The sequence below is a fragment of the Streptomyces sp. UNOC14_S4 genome (assembly GCF_020740835.1).
GTDB lineage: Bacteria > Actinomycetota > Actinomycetes > Streptomycetales > Streptomycetaceae > Streptomyces.
This window is the reverse complement of sequence record NZ_JAINFC010000544.1, coordinates 1-4,936: the sequence shown is the minus strand read 5'-3', so window position 1 is coordinate 4,936 and position 4,936 is coordinate 1. Positions and strand designations below refer to the sequence as shown.

Genomic DNA, 4,936 nt, shown 5'->3' with positions numbered 1-4,936 from the left:
CCCCGGCACAGGCGGATGCGGCCGCCCCGCCACCACGACCCGCATGCCGTGCGGTGGCACCCGTGGCAACAGCGCCGCGATGCTGTGGCAGTCCGGCCCTGAGGTCACGCCGCGGTCCTCGTCCAGCCCGTCCACCACGAGCACGAGCCGTCGCCCGCGCTCGGCGCACAGCTCAGCCGCGCGGTCCATCGCGAGCCGTACCTGCTCATCACGCGTGTAGGGCGTGGTCAGCGGCTCTTCCTCCTGCAGCAAGGAGTAAAGCTGCCGCTGCACGACCTCGCAGAACGCCGCCGCGTCGTTCTGCCGGGCCAAGCGGGACGTGATGAAGAACGAGACGACGTCGACCCCGGGCGGTGGCTCCAGGACGAATTTCGCCAGCAGGGCGGACTTTCCCGCCCAGGCCGGTGCCAGCCAGCGCCAGTAAGTCGGCGCCCCGGGCCCCTCGTCCGTGCAGAAGGACGACAGTTCCGCGAGCTCCCTCTCCCGCCCTCGGAAGTCGGCTGCGGACATGTGCTCGACCTGCAACAGATAGCCCGATACCGCGGCGCGCCGTACGCCCACCCGCACCGGGCCGTTGATCACCCCGCTGTTGGCAAAGGAACCAGCCCCCTGAGCCGATGCCTCACCCGACCCCCTCACCGACGTCCCGCCGCTGTCGACCATCGCCCGCCGCCGCTCCCCTGCCCCAGGCCAGTCCGGACAGTCTGGCAGTCGGAGCCCCTCAAACAGGCGGCGTTCCTGCCAACCCCGCCACCAGCAACGTCGTGAATCCCCGCGCCCACTCCCCGTCCACCGGCTCCGCGCTCACCAGGGCTCGGTGGACGACCGCGCCCGCGATCACGTCGAAGATGAGGTCCGCGTTGCGGGCGGCCGACTCGGGGTCGGGCTCGCGGGGGAGTTCGCCGCGGGCCTGGGCGCGTTCGCGGCCGAGGAGGACAAGTCGCTTCTGGCGGTCGACGATCGCGGAGCGGATGCGGTCGCGCAGGGCCTCGTCGCGGGTGGACTCGGCGACCACGGCCATGAGGGCCGTCTTCGTCTCGGGGCGTTCGAGGAGGGCCGCGAAGCGCAGGACGACGCCCTCGATGTCGGCGGTGAGGCTGCCGAGGTCGGGCAGGTGGAGCTGTTCGTCGAAGAGGGCGGCGACCGCGTCCACCACCAGTTCGTTCTTGCCCGCCCAGCGGCGGTAGAGGGTGGTCTTGGCGACGCCCGCGCGCGCCGCCACGTCGCCCAGCGACAGTTTTCCCCAGCCCAGCTCCACCAGCGCCGCCCGCGTCGCGTCGAGGATCGCGCGGTCGGCCTCGGTGCTGCGCGGGCGTCCCGTACGGCCGCCGCCGCGACGGGGACCGTCGGGACGGGAGCCGTCGGCGGAAGTCATGCCGCGACCTTACCGTCGAGTAGCCATGGGGGCGGGGATCTCGGGAGATGGCCACACGGCCATCCATGTGTCACTTCCGTCGCGCTCGCGCTCCGTATGAGCCAGATCACGGGAAAGTCTTCCGGAGGCCCCGTTGCACGGCAGCCGCTTCCAGTTACGCTACGAGTCGTAGCGAAAGCTCGCGGCGCACCAGTGCGATCAGTGCGTGCGAGCGCGAGAGCGACAACCACAGGCGCCAGGTGGGGACCCGGCGCCGATCGCGAGCTCTTGGCGCCGTTCTGACGGCGCGCTTTTCCGATCGCCGCGCGAAGGGGGGAGGATAGGGACCATGCAGCCACGGAACATGTCCATGAGTGGAGTGGTCGACCTCGCCGCGGTGAAGGCGGCCGGGGAAGCCAAGCAGAAGGCGGAGCAGGCCCGAGCCGAGGCCGCCCGCCGGGGCGGTGCGCCCGCCGCCGCGCAGCGCCTGGTCTTCGACGTCGACGAGGCCGGCTTCGAGGCGGATGTCCTCCAGCGCTCGGCCGAGGTGCCCGTCGTCATCGACTTCTGGGCCGACTGGTGCGAGCCGTGCAAGCAGCTCGGCCCGCTGCTGGAGCGGCTGGCGGAGGAGTACGCGGGCCGGTTCGTGCTCGCCAAGGTCGACGTCGAGGCCAACCAGCTGCTCTTCCAGCAGTTCGGCGTCCAGTCCATCCCCGCGGTCTTCGCGGTCGTGGCCGGGCAGGCCCTGCCGCTCTTCCAGGGCGCGGCGCCCGAGGCCCAGGTCCGCCAGGTGCTCGACCAGCTCGTCATGCTCGCCGAGCAGCGCTTCGGCATCGTCGGCGCGCCCGTGGAGCCGGGTGCGGGGACGGGCGCGGAGGCAGCCGCTCCGCAGGCGGCCCCCGCGGGTCCGCACGACGCCGCGCTGGGCCTCGCCCACGACGCGCTGGACGCCGGTGACCTCGGCGGCGCGGTCCAGGCGTACAAGAACGTGCTGGCCGACGACCCGGGCAACGCCGAGGCCAAGCTCGGCCTCGCGCAGGCCGAACTCCTGCGGCGCGTCCAGGACATGGACCCCCAGCAGGTCCGCAAGGCCGCCGCGGACGACCGGTCCGACGTCAAGGCCCAGATCGCCGCGGCCGACCTCGACCTGGTCGGCGGCCATGTGGAGGACGCCTTCGGCCGGCTGATCGACACCGTCAGGCGGACGGCCGGCGAGGACCGGGACGCCGCGCGCGTACGGCTGCTGGAGCTCTTCGAGGTGATCGGTCCGGACGACCCGCGCGTGGGCGCCGCGCGTACGGCTCTGTCCCGCGCACTGTTCTGAGCCCCGCTCCGCCGGTGGCGATGACGACGTTCTGAACTCGCGCCCCACGCGGCGCGGACTGCCACGCTTTGCCAAATCTTGGTAATCGTGGAGGCTGTTACTGGGAGTAGGGAAAACCCGGGCTTTCGCCCGGGTTTTCTTGCGTTTGGCCAACTCTCGCCGCCTACGCAGAGACACGCTCCCGGCGCCGGTCGATGCACACCGGTCTCCCCTTGGTTATCGGCCCGTTACTCGCTAGTAATGAACCTCTTGTGCCGGGCGCGCGAATGGACCACGATCGGCCACGCTCGGTCCATTCCCTTACCCGGCAGCCGGTCGGTGTGCGGGAGTGGGTCCCCACCGGGCGGGTCGGCCGCACTCCGGGTCGGCTCGGGGACAGGGGGGTACCCGGACGTCAACGGCCGGGCCTGTCCCGGCGGTTGCGCCATGGCGTGGCGCGGCCAGTGGTTGTCGCTCGGGGGTGATCGCCGGTGTCGCCGGAGGCGTCGTCTGACCGCCACCGCGCCGCGGCGGCGCTCTCCTTCCCGAGGACGTGGCACGACATCCATCCCGGTGCCGACCGAGAGGTCCGCACCGGCGATGTACGTCCGAGAAGGAGGAAAGTCATGCAGTCCCAGACGCGTGGCGGGACCAGATGGCGGCGGTTCGCCGTGGTCATGGTGCCGAGTCTCGCGGCCACGGCCGCGATAGGCGTGGCAGTCGCGCAGGGCGCCCTCGCGGCGTCGTTCAGCGTCTCCGGCCAGCAGTTCGAGGTGGCCGCGCAGAAGATTCACGGCACCGGGTTCGTGCAGTACGGCGCCATGGACCAGACCAAGGCCGGCGGCAAGCCCGTCGCGGTCGTCGGCATAGACAAGGCGGAGATCAACGGGCTCTGCCAGGCGGTCACCGTCCCGACCGGCCTCGGTTTCGACCTGTCGATGAAGCTGACGGCCGGAGGCGGCGACAAGCAGGTCACCGCGAAGACGCTCTACATCGACGCGGAGGCCATGGACGCCGACGCGACGTTCAAGAACGTCGACATCGGTGTCTCGGTGGACAACACCACCAAGGGCCCCGGCCCGGCCGCCGAGGGCAAGGACCACTCCGGAGCCCATGTGCCGGGCTCGTTCGCCCAGCAGGCGGAAGAGGTGTGGTTCGAGAAGGTCAGCCAGAAGGCATGGGCGACCTCGGCGGGCACGTTCACCCTGCCCGGGCTGCACATGAGCGTCGGCACCGGCGCGGCCAAGTGCTCGACGGAGTAGCGGGGCGCTGAACGGGCGGGTACGGGAAGGAGCTTCGCGCTCCCGTACCCGTACCGCGCGGTGCCGAGCCTCCCGTACCACCGAACTCGCCAGTCCTAGGAGCTGTACGACATGAGCGCCGACACGCGATCCCGGCCGACGGACTCTTCCTTCGGCCGTGCCCGCAGTACGTTCCGGGAGTGGCGCGGGCGACGCCCGTTCTGGGGCGGGCTGTACACCCTGCTGGCCGGCTTCCCGATCATGTACATCCCCTACCAGACGATGACCCTGGGCGACCTGCACATCCGCATCGCGACCACGGCGGGCGCGGGCTCGCTGATCATCGGCGTGCTGCTGGTCGTCCTCGGGCTGACGCTCTGGTTCCAGCAGCAATCGCGGATCTTCGCCGGTGTCGCGGCGATCCTGCTGGCGCTGGTCTCCCTGGTGGTGGCCAACTTCGGGGCGTTCCTGATCGGTTTCCTGCTCGCGCTCGTCGGGGGCGCACTCGGCGTCTCCTGGGCGCCGGGCAAGCCGCTCCCGGAAGCGGGCCCGGAGGAGGGCGGCGATCCGGCTTCGGAGGGCCCGGGTCCGGACCCGGACGAGGGAACGGACGAGGGCGTCGTCGTCGAACCGGCGGGGCGGCCGAGTCTGATGAAGGACACCGACAGGGGGCGGCACCGTGCCGATTGACGAGACGCACGAGGGGCATGGGACGCGGCGGGCCGACGGTCCCCGGCACGCCGCCCCGAGGAAGCCGCTGCTCGCCCGGCTCCACATGCCCGCGGGCAAGGCCGTCGCCCTCGCGGCGATGCCGACGGCGGTGCTGATGGGCATGGGGCTCACCCCACAGCTCGCGAGCGCCAAGCCGACGGTGCCGGAACCGTTCGAGGGGCAGTGCGCGACGGTGCCGGACGCGTCGGCGAGCGGGGCTCCTTCGGCGAGCCCGAAGAAGGGCGAGGAGAAAGGGGAGGAGAAGGGCGTCACGGCACCGGCACCGAGCACCTCGCCGTCCGCCCCGACGCCGGATGCCGGCAAGCG

At 71.7% G+C, this 4,936-nt stretch carries 4 protein-coding genes and 2 pseudogenes; 4 read left to right on the top strand and 2 right to left on the bottom strand.

Annotated elements, in window-relative coordinates:
- Positions 1–663: pseudogene (locus K6I34_RS31635) on the bottom strand (hypothetical protein); the annotation flags it as partial.
- 58 nt (positions 664–721) lie between these two features.
- Positions 722–1,375, bottom strand: coding sequence for a TetR/AcrR family transcriptional regulator (locus tag K6I34_RS31630; RefSeq protein ID WP_229331340.1), 654 nt, complete (start codon positions 1,373–1,375; stop codon positions 722–724).
- 328 nt (positions 1,376–1,703) lie between these two features.
- On the opposite strand from K6I34_RS31630, the gene K6I34_RS31625 reads away from it, so the two are divergent.
- The 4 genes and pseudogenes from K6I34_RS31625 to K6I34_RS31610 all read left to right on the top strand — a co-directional run.
- Positions 1,704–2,678, top strand: coding sequence for a tetratricopeptide repeat protein (locus tag K6I34_RS31625; RefSeq protein WP_229331338.1), 975 nt, complete (start codon positions 1,704–1,706; stop codon positions 2,676–2,678).
- Positions 2,679–3,283: 605 nt separating this feature from the next.
- Positions 3,284–3,919, top strand: a complete 636-nt coding sequence (locus K6I34_RS31620; RefSeq protein WP_229331336.1) for a DUF6230 family protein — start codon at positions 3,284–3,286, stop codon at positions 3,917–3,919.
- A gap of 111 nt (positions 3,920–4,030) precedes the next feature.
- Positions 4,031–4,588 carry a DUF6114 domain-containing protein gene (locus K6I34_RS31615; protein ID WP_229331334.1) on the top strand — a complete coding sequence of 186 codons (558 nt, stop codon included), beginning with the start codon at positions 4,031–4,033 and terminating at the stop codon, positions 4,586–4,588.
- Positions 4,578–4,936, top strand: a pseudogene (locus tag K6I34_RS31610) (hydrogenase expression protein HypF); the annotation flags it as partial. The gene K6I34_RS31615 and the pseudogene K6I34_RS31610, both read left to right, overlap by 11 nt.